Source organism: Streptomyces sp. NPDC044984 (assembly GCF_040646935.1).
GTDB lineage: Bacteria > Actinomycetota > Actinomycetes > Streptomycetales > Streptomycetaceae > Streptomyces.
In genome coordinates this window covers 39,087-53,746 of record NZ_JBEZBE010000020.1, presented here as the reverse complement: position 1 = coordinate 53,746, position 14,660 = coordinate 39,087, and the positions used below count along the sequence as shown (strand labels likewise).

Genomic DNA, 14,660 nt, shown 5'->3' with positions numbered 1-14,660 from the left:
AGGAACGTACGAACGGTCTCCTGCCACTCCTTCGGAAGCCCGCACAAAGCGAACCCGCCGACTCCCGTTAGGCTGACCCCCGTGAAGGTCCTCGTCATCGGCAGCGGCGCCCGCGAACACGCCCTGTGCCGCTCCCTGTCCCTCGACCCCGACGTCACCGCGCTGCACTGCGCCCCCGGCAACGCCGGCATCGCCGAGGTCGCCGAGCTGCACCAGGTCGACGCCCTCGACGGCGCGGCCGTGTCCGCGCTGGCCACCCGGCTCGGCGCGGACCTCGTGGTGGTCGGCCCGGAGGCGCCCCTCGTCGCCGGTGTCGCCGACGCCGTGCGCGCCGCGGGCATCCCGGTCTTCGGCCCGTCCAAGGAGGCCGCGCGCCTCGAGGGCTCCAAGGCCTTCGCGAAGGACGTCATGGCGGGGGCCGGTGTGCCCACCGCCCGCAGCTACGTCTGCACGACGCCCGAGGAGGTCGACGCGGCCCTCAGCGCGTTCGGCGCCCCGTACGTCGTCAAGGACGACGGGCTCGCGGCCGGCAAGGGCGTCGTCGTCACCGACGATGTCGAGGCGGCCCGGGCGCACGCCGGCGGCTGCGAGCGGGTGGTCATCGAGGAGTTCCTCGACGGCCCCGAGGTCTCCCTCTTCGCGATCACCGACGGCGAGACGGTCGTACCGCTCCAGCCCGCCCAGGACTTCAAGCGCGCGCTGGACGGCGACGAGGGGCCGAACACCGGCGGCATGGGGGCGTACTCCCCGCTGCCGTGGGCCGACCCCAAGCTGGTCGACGAGGTCGTGGAGACGGTCCTCCAGCCGACCGTGGACGAGATGCGGCGCCGTGGCACCCCGTTCTCCGGGCTGCTCTACGCCGGTCTGGCGATCACCTCGCGCGGTGTCCGCGTGATCGAGTTCAACGCCCGCTTCGGCGACCCCGAGACCCAGGTGGTCCTGGCCCGGCTGAAGACCCCGCTGGGCGGCGTGCTGATGGCCGCCGCCACCGGCAACCTCGCCCACCTGGAGCCGACGCGCTGGAGCGACGAGGCCGCGGTCACCGTGGTCGTCGCCTCGCACAACTACCCCGGCACCCCGCGCACCGGTGACCCGATCACCGGCCTGGACGAGGTCGCCGCCCAGGACGCCCCGCACGCGTACGTGCTGCACGCGGGGACGAAGCGGGACGGCGACGCGGTCGTCAGCGCGGGCGGGCGCGTGCTGTCCGTCACGGCGACCGGCAAGGACCTCACCGAGGCCCGTGATCGCGCCTACCGGGCGGTGTCCCGCATCGGCCTCGACGGCTCCCAGCACCGCACGGACATCGCGGCGAAGGCGGCGCGGGAGGCGCAGGACGCGTAGGACGCGTAAGCCGGACGGGCCGGTCCGCTCCCCGGCGCAGATGAACCCCGCAGGCCCCGGATCCGTCTCAGGATCCGGGGCCTGACCCTTGCCGTCCGTCATCCACCTTTCCCCAAAGCCATTCCATCGAGTGAGCGATGCGCCATCCGGCTGACGACGGCCGGGGCCCCAACTATGGTGCCGCGCAAGCGTTCCGGCACTTGGCCCATCGGCATTGCGATGTCAGTGCCGGGTGCCACAGTGGGGGAGTGGACAACGCCGGGACAGCATCGGGACCGCCGGGAGGGGGTGAGGACGGGTCATGAGCGGAAGCGGAACGGGAGCGGAGGCGGGCGCGCAGACCGCGAGGTCGCACGCGCTGGCCGTGCTGCGCGTCCGGAGCCGGGCGCTGGCCGTCGCACTGCTGCCGGCCGCCGTCGCGGTGATCCTGCTCGTCGGCGGGTCCACCGGCCACCTGCCGGGCGGCGGCTGGGACCTCGCCCGCCGGCTCCTCACACCGGTCGCGGTGCTGGTCCTGCTCGTCGCCGCCGGTGTCGCCCTGGTCGTCGCGCGGGCCCGGCCCGCCATGAGCCCCACGGTCCCGATCGCCGAGGGCGCGGCCCCGGACCTGTACCGGATGGTGCGCGACCTCGCCGACCGGCTCGACGTTCCCGCCCCCTCCGCGATAGCGCTCACCCCGGACTGCGACAGCTGGCTGGAGGACCGCACCCACCCGGCGCACGGCCCCCCGCCCGCCGAGGAGCACGGCGACATAGCCGGTGCGGGGCGGTCCGCCCGGGTCAGGTCCGCCGCCGCGCCCGTGCTGGTGATCGGCTCCCCGTTCCTGTGGTGGATGCGCGTGGGCGAACTGCGCGCGGTCCTCGCCCCGGTCGTCGCCGGTACGGGACCGTCGGCGCACCCGGACATAGCCGCCGCCCGGCGCTTCGTGCGGGGGCTGGACGCCGCGGTGGCCGTGACCTCGGCGCCCCGCCGGGGGCCGGTGGTCCGCGGGGTGCTCGTGGGCGTCGGCCGGGTCACCCGCCTGCTGCTGCGCGGCTGCCGGGGACACGCCGCCGAGATGGAGCGCGGGGTCGCCGCGGCGGCGGCCGAGCGTGCGCAGGCCGTGGACTACGGGCTGCGGATCGTCGCCCAGGAGCAGGTGGGCCTGGCGTACGCGGGCTGGGACCGGCTGCTCACCCGGGTCGCGCTGCCGGCCTGGCGGATGGGCCGCTGGCCCTCGCGGCTCAATGCCGGGGTGGTGGCGGCGCTGACCGAGCTGTCCCGCCGGGACCGGCTGGCGGAGGGCTTCGCCTCCCGCCTCGGCGAGCGTCCCGCCTGCGACCTGCTGGAAGAGCCCGGCACGGTGGACGAGGCCGCCTCGCTCCTCGCCGCCCGCCTCTTCCACGGCGGGCCCGCGGAAACCGGTCCGGACTGGTCCCCGGTCCACTGGGGCGACTATCCGGAGGAGGTCGTCGACCGCAAGTGGCGCACCGACGCCGCCCGCCTCCACCGCGTCCTGGACGCCCTGCACGTCCCGCCCACTCCCGGTGAGCCCCCCACCTCCGACGCCCCCACCCTCTCCCGGGTCCTGGCCCACCTGGCCACCCCGCCCCCGCACGGGGAACTCCACGCGCCCGCTCCGTCCACGGACCCCGCCCGACCCGCGGCTTCCGGCCTCCTCACGGCGCCCGCCTCACCCGCGGACCGCGGTTCGTCCCCGGAACCGGCCCCGCCCACAGACCCCGCCCCGCCCACGGACCGTGCTCCGTCCAGGGAGCCAGGCTCACCCGCTGAGCCCATCCCGCCCACGCCTTCCGCCCGGCCCGTTGAGCCCACCCCGCCCACGCCCTCCGCCCGGCCCACGGACCCCGCCCCGTCCTCGACTCCGGCCCCCGACGACGAGGACCTGGCCGCCACTACCCCCCGCAGTGCCGCTCTCGCCGCCCGGCTCAGTGCTGAGCTGGCCCGGGAGGGGACGGCGGCGCTGGCACCCTCCGTCTCCGGCGTCGACGCGGACGGCGCCCCGGACCCCCTCCCCCTCCGGGACGACCAGGCGCTCCCCCTCTTCCCCCTCCAGCCCCCGCGCACCGGCCGGGAGCTGCTCGCCGATCACATCACGGCGATGGTCTGCTGCGCGGCGATGGACACCGCGGGCGCCACCCCCGGACTCGACTGGCTCGACGGGCCCACGCTCCTCCTCGGCGGCGCACGGGCCACGGATCCGTCCCCCCAGATCCTCACCCTCATCGAGGACGGCGACCCCGCGGCCCTCCGGCTGTGGCTGGCCCGGCAGGGCATACGCCCCGAGAAGCCCGTACGGCTCGTCTGAGCCGACGACCCGCCTCCGCCCCACCCCGGAGCTCGCCCTTCCGTTTTCGGTCAATTCAAGACGAACGGTGACGGAGCGCGTGCGTAATGTGATGTGCTTGGACCGTTCGCGTTCGCTGGCAAGAGCGCGCGACATACGACAAGCACATAACTGGCAGCAGGCACCATCCGCCCGACGACTGCCGGACAGCACCACGCACCGCACCGCACCGCGACGGGGGCACGAGGGAGGGGAGCGATCATGGGTTCGGAGCAGGTCCGCCGCTGGGAGTCAGGAGCACTGGCGCACGCCGTGAACGATCCCTTCGGGCAGGGCCCCCTCCCGTGGCTGCGCGGCAGCGAGACGTACTTCGGCGACAGCGGCCAGGTCGTCCCCTGGTACGTGGACCCGGAGCCGTACGCGGCCCCGGAACGGACCGCCGCCCGTATCCCGAAGCAGGGCGGGCCCACCATCCCCGCCCCCCGCTCCTCCGGCTCGGTCGGGCCCCGGGCCGCCGACGACGTGCACCGCCAGATCAAGGGCTTCGCCTCCACCGGCGCGGTCGCCCCCGGCGAGTCCATCGACTTCCACATCACCGTCGACCCGCCCCAGCCGTTCGACGTCGACGTCTACCGCATCGGCCACTACGGCGGCCACGGCGCCACCAAGATCACCTCCAGTCCCCGGCTCTCCGGCATCGTGCAGCCGGCGCCGCTCACCGCCGACCGCACCGTCTCCTGCCACCACTGGTGGCTCTCCTGGCGGTTACCGGTCCCGTCGTACTGGAGCGTCGGCGCGTACGTCGCCGTCCTCACCACCGCCGACGGCTACCGCTCGCACATCCCGTTCACCGTCCGCGACAGCCGTCCCGCCGACCTCCTCCTGGTCCTGCCCGACGTCACCTGGCAGGCGTACAACCTCTACCCGGAGGACGGCCGCACCGGCGCGAGCCTCTACCACGCCTGGGACGAGCAGGGCCGGCTGCTCGGTGAGGCCGACGCCGCCACCACCGTCTCCTTCGACCGCCCGTACGCGGGCGCCGGCCTTCCGCTGCACGTCGGCCACGCCTACGACGTCATCCGCTGGGCCGAGCACTACGGCTACGACCTCGCCTACGCCGACGCCCGTGACCTGCACGCCGGCCGGATCGACCCCGCCGGCTACCGGGGCCTGATCTTCCCCGGCCACGACGAGTACTGGTCGGTGCCCATGCGGACCGCCGTGGAACGCGCCCGCGAGCACGGCACGTCCCTCGTCTTCCTCTCCGCCAACACCCTGTACTGGCAGGTGGAGCTCGCCCCCTCCCCGTCCGGCCCCGACCGCCTGCTGACCTGCCGCAAGCGCCAGGGCCCGGGCAAACCCACGCTGTGGCGGGAACACGACCGCGCCGAGCAGCAGCTGCTCGGCATCCAGTACGCCGGTCCCGTCCCGGAACCGCATCCGCTGATCGTCCGCAACGCCGGCCACTGGATGTGGGAGGCGACCGGCGCGCACGAGGGCGACGGCATCGAGGGCCTGGTCGCGGCCGAGGCCGACCGCTACTACCCGCGCACCCCGCTGCCCGCGCACGAGGAGCGCGTCCTGCTCGCCCACTCCCCGTACACCGACCGCCGGGGCGTCCGCCGCCACCAGGAGACGTCCCTCTACCGGGCCCCCTCCGGCGCCTGGGTCTTCGCCTCCGGCACCTTCGCCTGGTCACCGGCCCTGGACCGCCCGGGCCACACCGACCCCCGCGTCCAGCGCGCCACCGCCAACCTCCTGGACCGCATCTGCAAACGCGACTGACCCCTCCGCCGCCACCCCGTACGGATACCGGCCCGCGCATACGGGAGAATCGACGTACCTGTACAGAACCACGCGGAGGAACCGTGTCCGGATTCGTAGAAAAGCCCGAGCCCATCCAGGTCCCGGGTCTGGTGCACCTGCACACCGGCAAGGTGCGCGAGCTGTACCGGAGCGAGGCGGGCGACCTCGTGATGGTCGCCAGCGACCGCATCTCCGCCTACGACTGGGTGCTGCCGACCGAGATCCCCGACAAGGGCCGGGTCCTCACCCAGCTCTCCCTGTGGTGGTTCGACCAGCTCGCCGACCTGCTCCCCAACCACGTCCTGGGCACCGACCTGCCGGCCGGCGCCCCCGACGACTGGGCGGGCCGCACCCTGGTCTGCAAGTCCCTGAACATGGTCCCGGTGGAGTGCGTGGCCCGCGGCTACCTCACCGGCTCGGGCCTGGCCGAGTACGACGCGTCCCGCACGGTCTGCGGCCTCGCCCTCCCCGAGGGCCTGGTGGACGGCTCGGAGCTGCCCGCCCCGATCTTCACCCCGGCCACCAAGGCCGCCGTCGGCGAGCACGACGAGAACGTCTCCTACGAGGAGGTCGCCCGCCAGGTCGGCGCGGAGACCGCCGCCCAGCTGCGCCAGGCGACCCTCGCCGCGTACTCCCGCGCCCGGGACGTCGCCCGCGACCGGGGGATCATCCTCGCGGACACCAAGTTCGAGTTCGGCTTCGACGGCGAGAGCCTGGTCATCGCGGACGAGGTGCTCACCCCGGACTCCTCCCGCTTCTGGCCGGCCGAGCAGTGGGAGCCGGGCCGCGCGCAGCCGTCGTACGACAAGCAGTTCGTGCGGGACTGGCTGACCTCGGCCGAGTCGGGCTGGGACCGGAGGAGCGAGCAGCCCCCGCCGCCGCTGCCGGAGTACATCGTGGACGCGACCCGCACCAAGTACGTGGAGGCGTACGAGCGTCTGACCGGCACCACCTGGAGCTGAGCGCACGACAAAGGCCCCGGTCGATGACCGGGGCCTTGATCCTGAGCGGACGACGAGGCTCGAACTCGCGACCTCAACCTTGGCAAGGTTGCGCTCTACCAACTGAGCTACGTCCGCGTTGCGCCGTGGCGCGAGAACAACTATACCCAACCCCGCTCGCGTGCGAGACGGACCGCCGCATGACGATTCTCCGCCCCGAGCTTCGAGACGGCCGAGGAGAGGTAGTTCCGCACGGTCCCCTGGGACAGCGCGGCCCGCTCCGCGATCTCCGCCACGGGTGCCCCGTCCGCCGCGAGCTCCAGCACCTCGGCCTCGCGCGCGGTCAGCGGGGAGTCGCCGGCGGCGATCGCGTCGGCCGCCAACTCGGGGTCGACGTAACGGTTTCCCGCGTGCACCGTGCGGATGATCTCCGCGAGCCGCTGGGCGCTGACGGTCTTGGGGACGAACCCGCGCACACCCGCCGCGAGCGCCCGCTTCAGATGCCCGGGCCGCCCGTGACCGGTCACGATCAGCACCCGGCAGCCGGGCAGCTCCGTCCGCAGCGATGTGGCGACCTTCACACCGTCCGCGCCGGGCATCTGCAGATCCAGTACGGCGACATCGGGGGCGTGCGCCCGCGCCATCGCCAGCGCCTCCGGCCCGGAGGCGGCCTCGGCGACGACCGTCAGGTCGTCCTCGAGCGACAGCAGCGCGACGAGCGCGCCCCGGATCAGGTGCTCGTCGTCGGCGAGCAGCAGACGCAGGGGCCTTGGTGACGTCATGAGGTGACCTCGTTCACGAAGCGGGGAGCTGACACGACGGTGACCCGCCCGGCGTCCGACGGCAGCGGGACCTCGGCCGTCAGCCGGAACAGGCCGTCCCCCGCGGGCCCGGCCCGCAGGGTCCCGCCGATCTCCGCCAGCCGCTCCCGCAGTCCGACGAGCCCGGACCCCCGTCCCGGGCCCGCGTCGTCCGGCACGCCGTCGTTCTCCACCGTCAGCACCACACGCCCCTGCAGCACCCGTACCCCCACCGTGCACCGCCGCGCGTCCCCGTGCCGCAGGACGTTCGTCGCCGCCTCCCGTACGACCCAGCCGAGCGCGGACTGCACCGGGGCCGGCAGTCCGGCCGTCGGCCCGGTGACCGTGCAGTCGATGCCGGCCGCCGTCAGCACGCCCTGGGCGCCGCCGAGCTCACCGGCCAGGTCGGCCTCGCGGTAGCCGCGTACGACCTCCCGCAGCTCCCGCTGCGTCTCGTGTGCGAGGCGCTGCACCTCGACCATCTGGGGCACGGCCTCCGGCCGTTCCCGCTGGGCCAGTTGCACGGCCAGCTCGCTCTTCAGCGCGATCACGGCGAGGTTGCGTCCCATCACGTCGTGCAGGTCCCGCCCGAAACGCAGCCGTTCCTCGGCGACGGCGAGCCGGGCGCGGGTCTCGCGGGCCTCGTCGAGTTCGTAGACGGCGTTGAGCAGCCAGACGGAGAAGAGATAGGTGAAGGCGAAGAATCCGCCGCCGGCCAGGACGACCAGGGCGGTGAACAGGGCGACGGCAAGGGGCATGCCGAGGGCGAAGGACAGTACCGCCGTGGCCACCGCGAAGCCGGTCACACAGGCGGACACCCGCCGCCGGCCGCGGACGCCGATGGCGATCGCGCCGGCGCCGAAGAGCATCACGATCACGAAGACCCCGCCGGCCGCTCCGTCGACGTTCTCACCGGCGGGCCCGTGTTCGGCGACGAGGAGGGCGGTGACGCCCATCGCCGCGGTGGTGGCACCGAGCGCCCACAGGGTGCGGACGGGCTGTGCGCGTCCGCCGCGCAGCCAGTCCAGGGCGCGGGAGACGGTCACGGCGCAGAACACGCTGTGCACGGCCGCCAGGGACATCAGCAGCGTCCCCAGCCGGGGCCCCACCTGCCCGATCACCGGACCGCCGGCACACACGAACTCGATCAGCGCGAACGAGTGGAACGACCACCGCGTGTACGTCTCGACCTTCGCCGGTGTGCTCTTGCGCCCCCACCAGCCGCCCGGCCCGCTCATGTCCCGTGTCCCCCCGCCCTCGTGTACCTCAGCGCCGCGGCTCCCAGCGGAACCACCGTCGTACAGCAAACACCGCCAGCAGGGTCCAGGCCACCGCCGTCGCGAGGGCGCCCAGGGCTTCGTAGGCCGACAGGTCGCCGGTCCAGCCGCCGCGCACCAGGGTGACGACGGGGGTCAGCGGCAGCAGTTCGCAGAAGGAGGCCAGCCGGTCGGGGAGCAGTTCCAGCGGGACGAACATGCCGGAGCCGAGCATCGAGACGATCGTCAGCGGCATCGGCGTGACCTGCGCGCTCTCGGCGGTCCGGGTGAAGGCCGCGGTGACGGCCGCGAGCGCGGCGCACATCACGAGCCCCAACAGCAGGCCGAGGACGGCCAGGTGCGGTGCGGACGGCGCGGACATGTCCAGCAGCACCGCACAGGCCGCGATCAGCACCAGGCACTGCGTCAGCCCGGTGAGGACGGACGGCAGCGCGGACCCGCCGAGGATCTCGGCGTCCCGCAGCTCGCCCGTGCGCAGCCGCTTGAGGACGAGTTCCTCGCGGCGGACGACGAAGACGCCGGCGAGGGCGGTGTACACGGCGAACAGCAGGGAGAAGCCGACGGCGGCGGGCAGCACGACGGTGCCGGGGGTCAGTCCCGCCTCGGCGAGGTCCATCTCCTCGGCCGCCGACCGCACGCTCAGCGGCAGTACCAGGGGCACGAACAGCGCGGCGACGAGCGTGCCCTTGCTCCGCCCCAGCAGCGTCAGTTCGGCGCGGGCGAGGGAGGTCATCCGGCTCACCGGTGTGGTCGTGCGCGTGCTCGTGTTCGGTGTCGTGGTCGTGCTCATGCTGCGTACTCCTTCGGCGCCGTCGTCCCCGCCGACGCGTCCTTGGCGATCCCGAGGAACGCCTCCTCCAGCGATGCCGACCGCACGTCCAGCCGGCGCAGTTCCACCCCGGCGCCGTGCGCCCACATCAGCAGTTGGGTGGCCGCCCGCTGCAGTTCGCGGGTGCGCAGCCGGACGGTCCGGCCGTCGACGGTGTGGTCGCTCACGCCCAGTTCGGCCAGCGGCGGCAGGTCGCCCACGAAGTACCCCTCGGGCAGTTCGAAGGTGATCCGGGACGGCTCGCTCGCGGTCACCTCGGCCGGGCTGCCGGTGGCGGCGATGCGCCCGTCGTGCATGATCGCGAGCCGGTCGGCGAGGTGCTCGGCCTCCTCCAGGTAGTGCGTGGTGAGCAGTACGGTCGTGCCGCCGTCGCGCAGCGCGCCCACCAGCTCCCAGGTGTCCCGGCGGCCCTCGGCGTCGAGCCCGGTGGTGGGTTCGTCGAGGAAGAGCACCTCGGGGTCGCCGAGCAGCGCGAGCGCCAGGTCCAGGCGGCGCCGCTGGCCCCCGGACAGCTGCTTCACCCGGACGCCGGTCTTCGCCTCCAGCCCGACCAGCGCCAGGACCTCCCGCTCGGGGCGGGCCCCGCTGACGCACCCCGCCCACATCCGGGCGGTCTCGGCGACGGTCAACTCGGAGGGGAAGCCCCCTTCCTGGAGCATCACGCCGGTGCGGGGCCGTACGGCGGCACGCTCGGTGTACGGGTCGTGGCCGAGCACCCGGACCCGCCCGCCGGCCGGGGCGGCGAGCCCTTCCAGCAGTTCGACGGTGGAGGTCTTGCCGGCGCCGTTGGTGCCCAGCAGGGCGAAGACCTCTCCGCGCCGCACCGAGAAGTCGATCCCGCGTACCGCTTCGAACCCGCCCCCGTAGACACGTCGCAGGCCGGTGACCTCAATCACGTGTTCGTGTTCGTTCGCTTCCATGCTCCGATCATCCCGGCGGCCGGGAGGACCCGGCAGTGCGGGCTGTCATTACTGAACATGACAAATGTCAGACGGGCTACCAGGGGGACGCATGACAAAGGCCCCGGTCGATGACCGGGGCCTTTGATCGAAGAGCGGACGACGAGGCTCGAACTCGCGACCTCAACCTTGGCAAGGTTGCGCTCTACCAACTGAGCTACGTCCGCATTGCCTCCGACCGGCTCTCACCGATCGGCGCGGGCACCAGCCTACCTGATCCACAAGGATGCTCGGTACGGCGGTGCAGAGCGGGTGACAGGAATTGCACACTGCGCCTTCCTCCTGGAAGGAGGATGTTCTACTACTGAACTACACCCGCAAGTACTCCGTGGGCCGGGCCTTTCGGCCTTGCCCCTCGGCGTGCTCCAGACTCTAGCTGATCAGCAGGGGTGCTGCGCAAGTCGGTTGCCGCGAGGGACGGGTGACCGGCCGTCGAGGCGGGTCACCCGGCCGGCTCACTGCGCCGCGGTGAACGCCTCGTAGACCTTCTTGGGGATCCGCCCGCGCGCGGGGACGTCCATCCGGTTCGCCTGTGCCCAGGCGCGCACGGCAGCCGGGTCCGGGGCGACCTCCGTCTGCCGGTACGCCTTGCCGGAGCGCGACCGCTTGCGGCCGGCGTCCACGTAGGGCTCGAGGGCCGCACGCAGTTTCCTGGCATTGGTTTCATTGAGGTCGATCTCGTACGACTTGCCGTCCAGTCCGAAGGCGATCGTTTCCGCCGCTTCCGAGCCGTCGATGTCGTCAAAGAGCGTGACCACGACCTTCTGCGCCACGAATATCGGTCCCTTCATGCGACACCTCTCGTCCGGACGTCCGTGATGACGTGCCGGGACATCGCCGAGATGTCGGCTGTCCGCCTGTAATCGGGCAAAGTATCTGCTAATGACAATTCATTTGTACAGTGCCCGGCAATGCAATGTGAAGCCCGACTAAATCTGCCCGCGTGTCCGGGGCGCAATAGGGATGTGCGGGCAAACGGAGATCTTTCCCGGATCTTTTCCCTGACGCCTCTTCGTGATGCCGAATCGTGATGGCGGTCACGTAGATTCCTCCAACTCTACTCGCGTAGAAATTTTGTGCGGGTAGTCTGAAGGAACCTGCTCAGCACCACACACCGGGAGTGCCAGTGGCACGCGTCGTAGTCGACGTCATGCTCAAGCCGGAGATCCTCGACCCCCAGGGCCAGGCGGTGCAGCGCGCACTGCCGCGACTGGGTTTCGAAGGGATCTCGGACGTCCGCCAGGGAAAGCGATTCGAACTGGAAGTTGACGGGCCGGTCGACGAGGCCGCGCTCGCCCGTATCCACGATCTTGCGGAATCCTTCCTCGCCAACACCGTGATCGAGGACTTCACCGTACGGGTCGAGGAAGTCGCGGAGGCCGCGAAGTGACCGCTCGTATTGGCGTCGTCACTTTCCCGGGCAGCCTGGACGACCGGGACACCCAGCGCGCGATCCGCGTCGCCGGTGCCGAACCCGTCGCCCTCTGGCACAAGGACAAGGACCTCAAGCAGGTCGACGCCGTGGTGCTCTGCGGCGGTTTCTCGTACGGCGACTATCTGCGCGCCGGCGCCATCGCGCGCTTCTCGCCGGTGATGGACACCGTCATCGACCAGGCCAAGGCGGGCCTGCCGGTGCTCGGCATCTGCAACGGCTTCCAGATCCTCACCGAGGCGCACCTGCTCCCCGGCGGCATGCTGGGCAACGACCACCTGCACTTCATCTGCCGCGACCAGAAGCTGCGGGTGGAGAACACGGACACCGCCTGGACCACCGACTACACGGCCGGCCAGGAGATCCACATCCCGCTGAAGAACATGGACGGCCGCTACGTCGCCGACCGGCGGACGCTGGACGAGCTGGAGGCGGAGGGCCGCGTCGCCTTCCGCTACCTGGACGTCAACCCCAACGGCTCGCTCAACGACATCGCCGGCATCACCAACGCGGCGGGCAACGTCGTCGGTCTGATGCCGCACCCCGAGCACGCCGTCGAGCCGCTGATCGGCACCGGCCGCACCGACGGCCTCCCGTTCTTCACCTCGATCCTCAAGAAGCTGGTCAACGCATGAGCCGGACGCCTCTGGACACGGTCGAGCACGCGGCCGCGACCCCCGACGTCGAGCTGCCCTGGGCCGAGCTGGGCCTGAAGAAGGACGAGTACGAGCGGGTGGTGGAGATCCTCGGCCGCCGCCCGACCGGCGCCGAGCTCGCCATGTACTCCGTCATGTGGTCCGAGCACTGCTCGTACAAGTCCTCCAAGGTCCACCTCCGCCAGTTCGGCGAGAAGGCCCCCGAGTCCGACGCCCTCCTCGTCGGCATCGGCGAGAACGCCGGTGTCGTCGACGTCGGCCAGGGCTACGCGGTCACCTTCAAGGTCGAGTCGCACAACCACCCCTCGTACGTCGAGCCCTACCAGGGCGCGGCCACCGGCGTGGGCGGCATCGTCCGCGACATCATCGCCATGGGCGCCCGCCCGGTCGCGGTCGTGGACCCGCTGCGCTTCGGCGCCGCGGACCACCCCGACACCAAGCGCGTCCTCCCGGGCGTCGTCGCCGGCATCGGCGGCTACGGCAACTGCCTGGGCCTGCCCAACATCGGCGGCGAGGTCGTCTTCGACGCCTGCTACCAGGGCAACCCGCTGGTCAACGCCGGTGCCATCGGCGTCATGCGGCACGAGGACATCCACCTCGCGAAGGCGTCCGGGGCGGGCAACAAGGTCATCCTGTACGGCGCCCGGACCGGCGGCGACGGCATCGGCGGCGCCTCCATCCTGGCCTCCGAGACCTTCGACGACGCCAAGCCGTCGAAGCGCCCCGCCGTCCAGGTCGGCGACCCCTTCCAGGAGAAGCTCCTCATCGAGTGCACCCTGGAGGCGTTCGCCGAGAAGCTGGTCGTCGGCATCCAGGACCTCGGCGCGGCCGGCCTGTCCTGCGCCACGTCCGAGCTGGCCTCCAACGGCTCCGGCGGCATGCGCGTCACCCTGGACGACGTGCCGCTCCGCGACTCGACGCTCTCCCCCGAGGAGATCCTCATGAGCGAGTCGCAGGAACGCATGTGCGCGGTCGTCGAGCCCGACAAGGTCGACCGCTTCCTCGAGATCTGCGACAAGTGGGACGTCATCGCCACCGTCATCGGCGAGGTGACCGACGGCGACCGCCTGGAGATCTTCTGGCACGGCGGCAAGATCGTCGACGTCGACCCGCGCACGGTCGCCCACGAGGGCCCGACGTACGAGCGCCCGTACGCCCGCCCGTCCTGGCAGGACGAGCTGCAGGCGGACGACGCGAACAAGCTGCCGCGCCCGGGGACGTCCGAGGAGTTGAAGGACCAGGTCCTGAAGCTGGTGGGCTCGCCCAACCAGGCCTCCAAGCAGTGGATCACCCAGCAGTACGACCACTTCGTGCAGGGCAACACCGTCCTCGCCCAGCCCGAGGACTCCGGCATGATCCGCATCGACGAGGCGTCCGGCCTCGGCGTGGCGATCGCGACCGACGGCAACGGCCGGTACGCCAAGCTCGACCCGTACGTGGGCGCGCAGCTGGCCCTCGCGGAGGCGTACCGCAACGTCGCCACGACCGGCGCCAAGCCCCTCGCGGTCTCCGACTGCCTGAACTTCGGCTCGCCCGAGGACCCGGCCGTCATGTGGCAGTTCGCGGAGGCCGTGCGCGGTCTGGCGGACGGTTGCCGGCAGCTCGGCACCCCGGTGACCGGCGGCAACGTCTCGCTCTACAACCAGACGGGTGAGGCGGCCATCCACCCCACGCCCGTGGTGGCCGTGCTGGGCGTCATCGACGACGTGGCCCGCCGCACGCCGGTCGCCTTCCAGGAGGACGGCCAGCTGCTGTACCTCCTCGGCGACACGCGTGAGGAGTTCGGCGGCTCGGCCTGGTCCCAGGTCGTCCACGACCACCTCGGCGGCCTGCCCCCGAAGGTCGACCTGGAGCGCGAGCGCCTGCTCGCCGAGATCCTGATCTCCGCCTCCCGCGACGGCATGATCGACTCCGCGCACGACCTGTCGGACGGCGGTCTGATCCAGGCCGTGGTCGAGTCGGCGCTGCTGGGGCAGAAGGGCGCGCGTCTGGTCGTCCCCGACGGGCTCGACGCCTTCACCTTCCTGTTCTCCGAGTCGGCGGGCCGCGCGATCGTCGCGGTGCCGCGTTCGGAGGAGGTCCGCTTCAACGACATGTGCGGCGCGCGCGGCCTCCCGGCCACCCGCGTCGGCGTCGTCGACGGCGACACGGTGGAGCTCCAGGGCGAGTTCGCGCTCACCCTCGCCGAACTGCGCGAGACCCACGAGGCCACGATCCCGGCCCTGCTGGCCTGACCCCTCCGCCCTTCCCGCGCGGGAACGAAGCCCTCGCCCGGTCCGCCGGACGGGGGCTTCGGCGTACCGCGGTCCCCACCGAAAAGCGCTTGCGC

General features: G+C 72.3%; 12 protein-coding genes and 3 tRNA genes. 7 read left to right on the top strand and 8 right to left on the bottom strand.

All coding sequences use genetic code 11. The features are described 5' to 3' along the window. Positions 1-81 precede the first annotated feature (81 nt). From purD to AB0A94_RS22125, 4 genes are all read left to right on the top strand, one after another. On the top strand, positions 82-1,344 hold the full coding sequence (gene purD / locus AB0A94_RS22140; protein ID WP_361746744.1) for a phosphoribosylamine--glycine ligase: 1,263 nt from the start codon (positions 82-84) through the stop codon (positions 1,342-1,344). A gap of 301 nt (positions 1,345-1,645) precedes the next feature. Then, complete coding sequence (locus AB0A94_RS22135; RefSeq protein ID WP_361746742.1) at positions 1,646-3,652, top strand: hypothetical protein; 2,007 nt, start codon at positions 1,646-1,648, stop codon at positions 3,650-3,652. Positions 3,653-3,892: 240 nt separating this feature from the next. After that, positions 3,893-5,416 carry a N,N-dimethylformamidase beta subunit family domain-containing protein gene (locus AB0A94_RS22130; RefSeq protein WP_361746740.1) on the top strand — a complete coding sequence of 508 codons (1,524 nt, stop codon included), beginning with the start codon at positions 3,893-3,895 and terminating at the stop codon, positions 5,414-5,416. 83 nt (positions 5,417-5,499) lie between these two features. Beyond that, a complete protein-coding gene (locus AB0A94_RS22125; RefSeq protein ID WP_361746738.1) occupies positions 5,500-6,399 on the top strand; it encodes a phosphoribosylaminoimidazolesuccinocarboxamide synthase in 900 nt (299 codons plus the stop codon). Positions 6,400-6,443: 44 nt separating this feature from the next. Here the strand turns inward: AB0A94_RS22125 and AB0A94_RS22120 are convergent. The 8 genes from AB0A94_RS22120 to AB0A94_RS22085 all read right to left on the bottom strand — a co-directional run bounded on the left by AB0A94_RS22120 (position 6,444) and on the right by AB0A94_RS22085 (position 11,016). Beyond that, a tRNA-Gly gene (locus AB0A94_RS22120) sits at positions 6,444-6,516 on the bottom strand. 23 nt (positions 6,517-6,539) lie between these two features. Continuing rightward, positions 6,540-7,160: a response regulator transcription factor gene (locus tag AB0A94_RS22115; RefSeq protein WP_361746736.1), complete on the bottom strand. Its 621-nt coding sequence runs from the start codon at positions 7,158-7,160 to the stop codon at positions 6,540-6,542. Beyond that, entirely contained in the window at positions 7,157-8,416 is a 1,260-nt protein-coding gene (locus AB0A94_RS22110; RefSeq protein ID WP_361746734.1) for a sensor histidine kinase, read from the bottom strand. Before AB0A94_RS22110 ends, AB0A94_RS22115 begins: the two co-directional genes overlap by 4 nt. A gap of 28 nt (positions 8,417-8,444) precedes the next feature. Continuing rightward, on the bottom strand, positions 8,445-9,245 hold the full coding sequence (locus tag AB0A94_RS22105) for an ABC transporter permease (protein ID WP_361746732.1): 801 nt from the start codon (positions 9,243-9,245) through the stop codon (positions 8,445-8,447). After that, positions 9,242-10,204 carry an ABC transporter ATP-binding protein gene (locus tag AB0A94_RS22100; RefSeq protein WP_361746730.1) on the bottom strand — a complete coding sequence of 321 codons (963 nt, stop codon included), beginning with the start codon at positions 10,202-10,204 and terminating at the stop codon, positions 9,242-9,244. Before AB0A94_RS22100 ends, AB0A94_RS22105 begins: the two co-directional genes overlap by 4 nt. A 133-nt stretch (positions 10,205-10,337) precedes the next feature. Continuing rightward, positions 10,338-10,410 (bottom strand) — tRNA-Gly (locus AB0A94_RS22095). A gap of 80 nt (positions 10,411-10,490) precedes the next feature. After that, positions 10,491-10,562 (bottom strand) — tRNA-Gly (locus AB0A94_RS22090). 136 nt (positions 10,563-10,698) lie between these two features. Further along, a complete protein-coding gene (locus tag AB0A94_RS22085) occupies positions 10,699-11,016 on the bottom strand; it encodes an Lsr2 family protein (protein WP_217136914.1) in 318 nt (105 codons plus the stop codon). A 353-nt stretch (positions 11,017-11,369) separates the two neighbouring features. Here AB0A94_RS22085 and purS point away from each other — a divergent pair, with 353 nt between their 5' ends. The 3 genes from purS to purL are packed head-to-tail and all read left to right on the top strand — an operon-like array spanning position 11,370 to position 14,565. Continuing rightward, positions 11,370-11,633 (top strand): phosphoribosylformylglycinamidine synthase subunit PurS, encoded by a 264-nt coding sequence (gene purS, locus AB0A94_RS22080; protein ID WP_006133353.1) that lies wholly within the window; start codon positions 11,370-11,372, stop codon positions 11,631-11,633. After that, positions 11,630-12,310, top strand: a complete 681-nt coding sequence (gene purQ, locus AB0A94_RS22075; protein WP_217136893.1) for a phosphoribosylformylglycinamidine synthase subunit PurQ — start codon at positions 11,630-11,632, stop codon at positions 12,308-12,310. The genes purS and purQ overlap by 4 nt, the downstream gene beginning before the upstream one ends. Continuing rightward, positions 12,307-14,565 (top strand): phosphoribosylformylglycinamidine synthase subunit PurL, encoded by a 2,259-nt coding sequence (purL, locus tag AB0A94_RS22070; RefSeq protein WP_361746726.1) that lies wholly within the window; start codon positions 12,307-12,309, stop codon positions 14,563-14,565. The genes purQ and purL overlap by 4 nt, the downstream gene beginning before the upstream one ends. Positions 14,566-14,660 lie beyond the last annotated feature (95 nt).

Bases quoted from the DNA above. Each gene is read 5' to 3' on its own strand.
- purL (WP_361746726.1), top strand. From the start codon at position 12,307: ATGAGCCGGACGCCTCTGGACACGGTCGAGCACGCGGCCGCGACCCCC.
- AB0A94_RS22115 (WP_361746736.1), bottom strand. From the start codon at position 7,160: ATGACGTCACCAAGGCCCCTGCGTCTGCTGCTCGCCGACGACGAGCAC.
- AB0A94_RS22100 (WP_361746730.1), bottom strand. From the start codon at position 10,204: ATGGAAGCGAACGAACACGAACACGTGATTGAGGTCACCGGCCTGCGA.
- AB0A94_RS22110 (WP_361746734.1), bottom strand. From the start codon at position 8,416: ATGAGCGGGCCGGGCGGCTGGTGGGGGCGCAAGAGCACACCGGCGAAG.
- AB0A94_RS22105 (WP_361746732.1), bottom strand. From the start codon at position 9,245: ATGAGCACGACCACGACACCGAACACGAGCACGCGCACGACCACACCG.
- AB0A94_RS22135 (WP_361746742.1), top strand. From the start codon at position 1,646: ATGAGCGGAAGCGGAACGGGAGCGGAGGCGGGCGCGCAGACCGCGAGG.
- AB0A94_RS22130 (WP_361746740.1), top strand. From the start codon at position 3,893: ATGGGTTCGGAGCAGGTCCGCCGCTGGGAGTCAGGAGCACTGGCGCAC.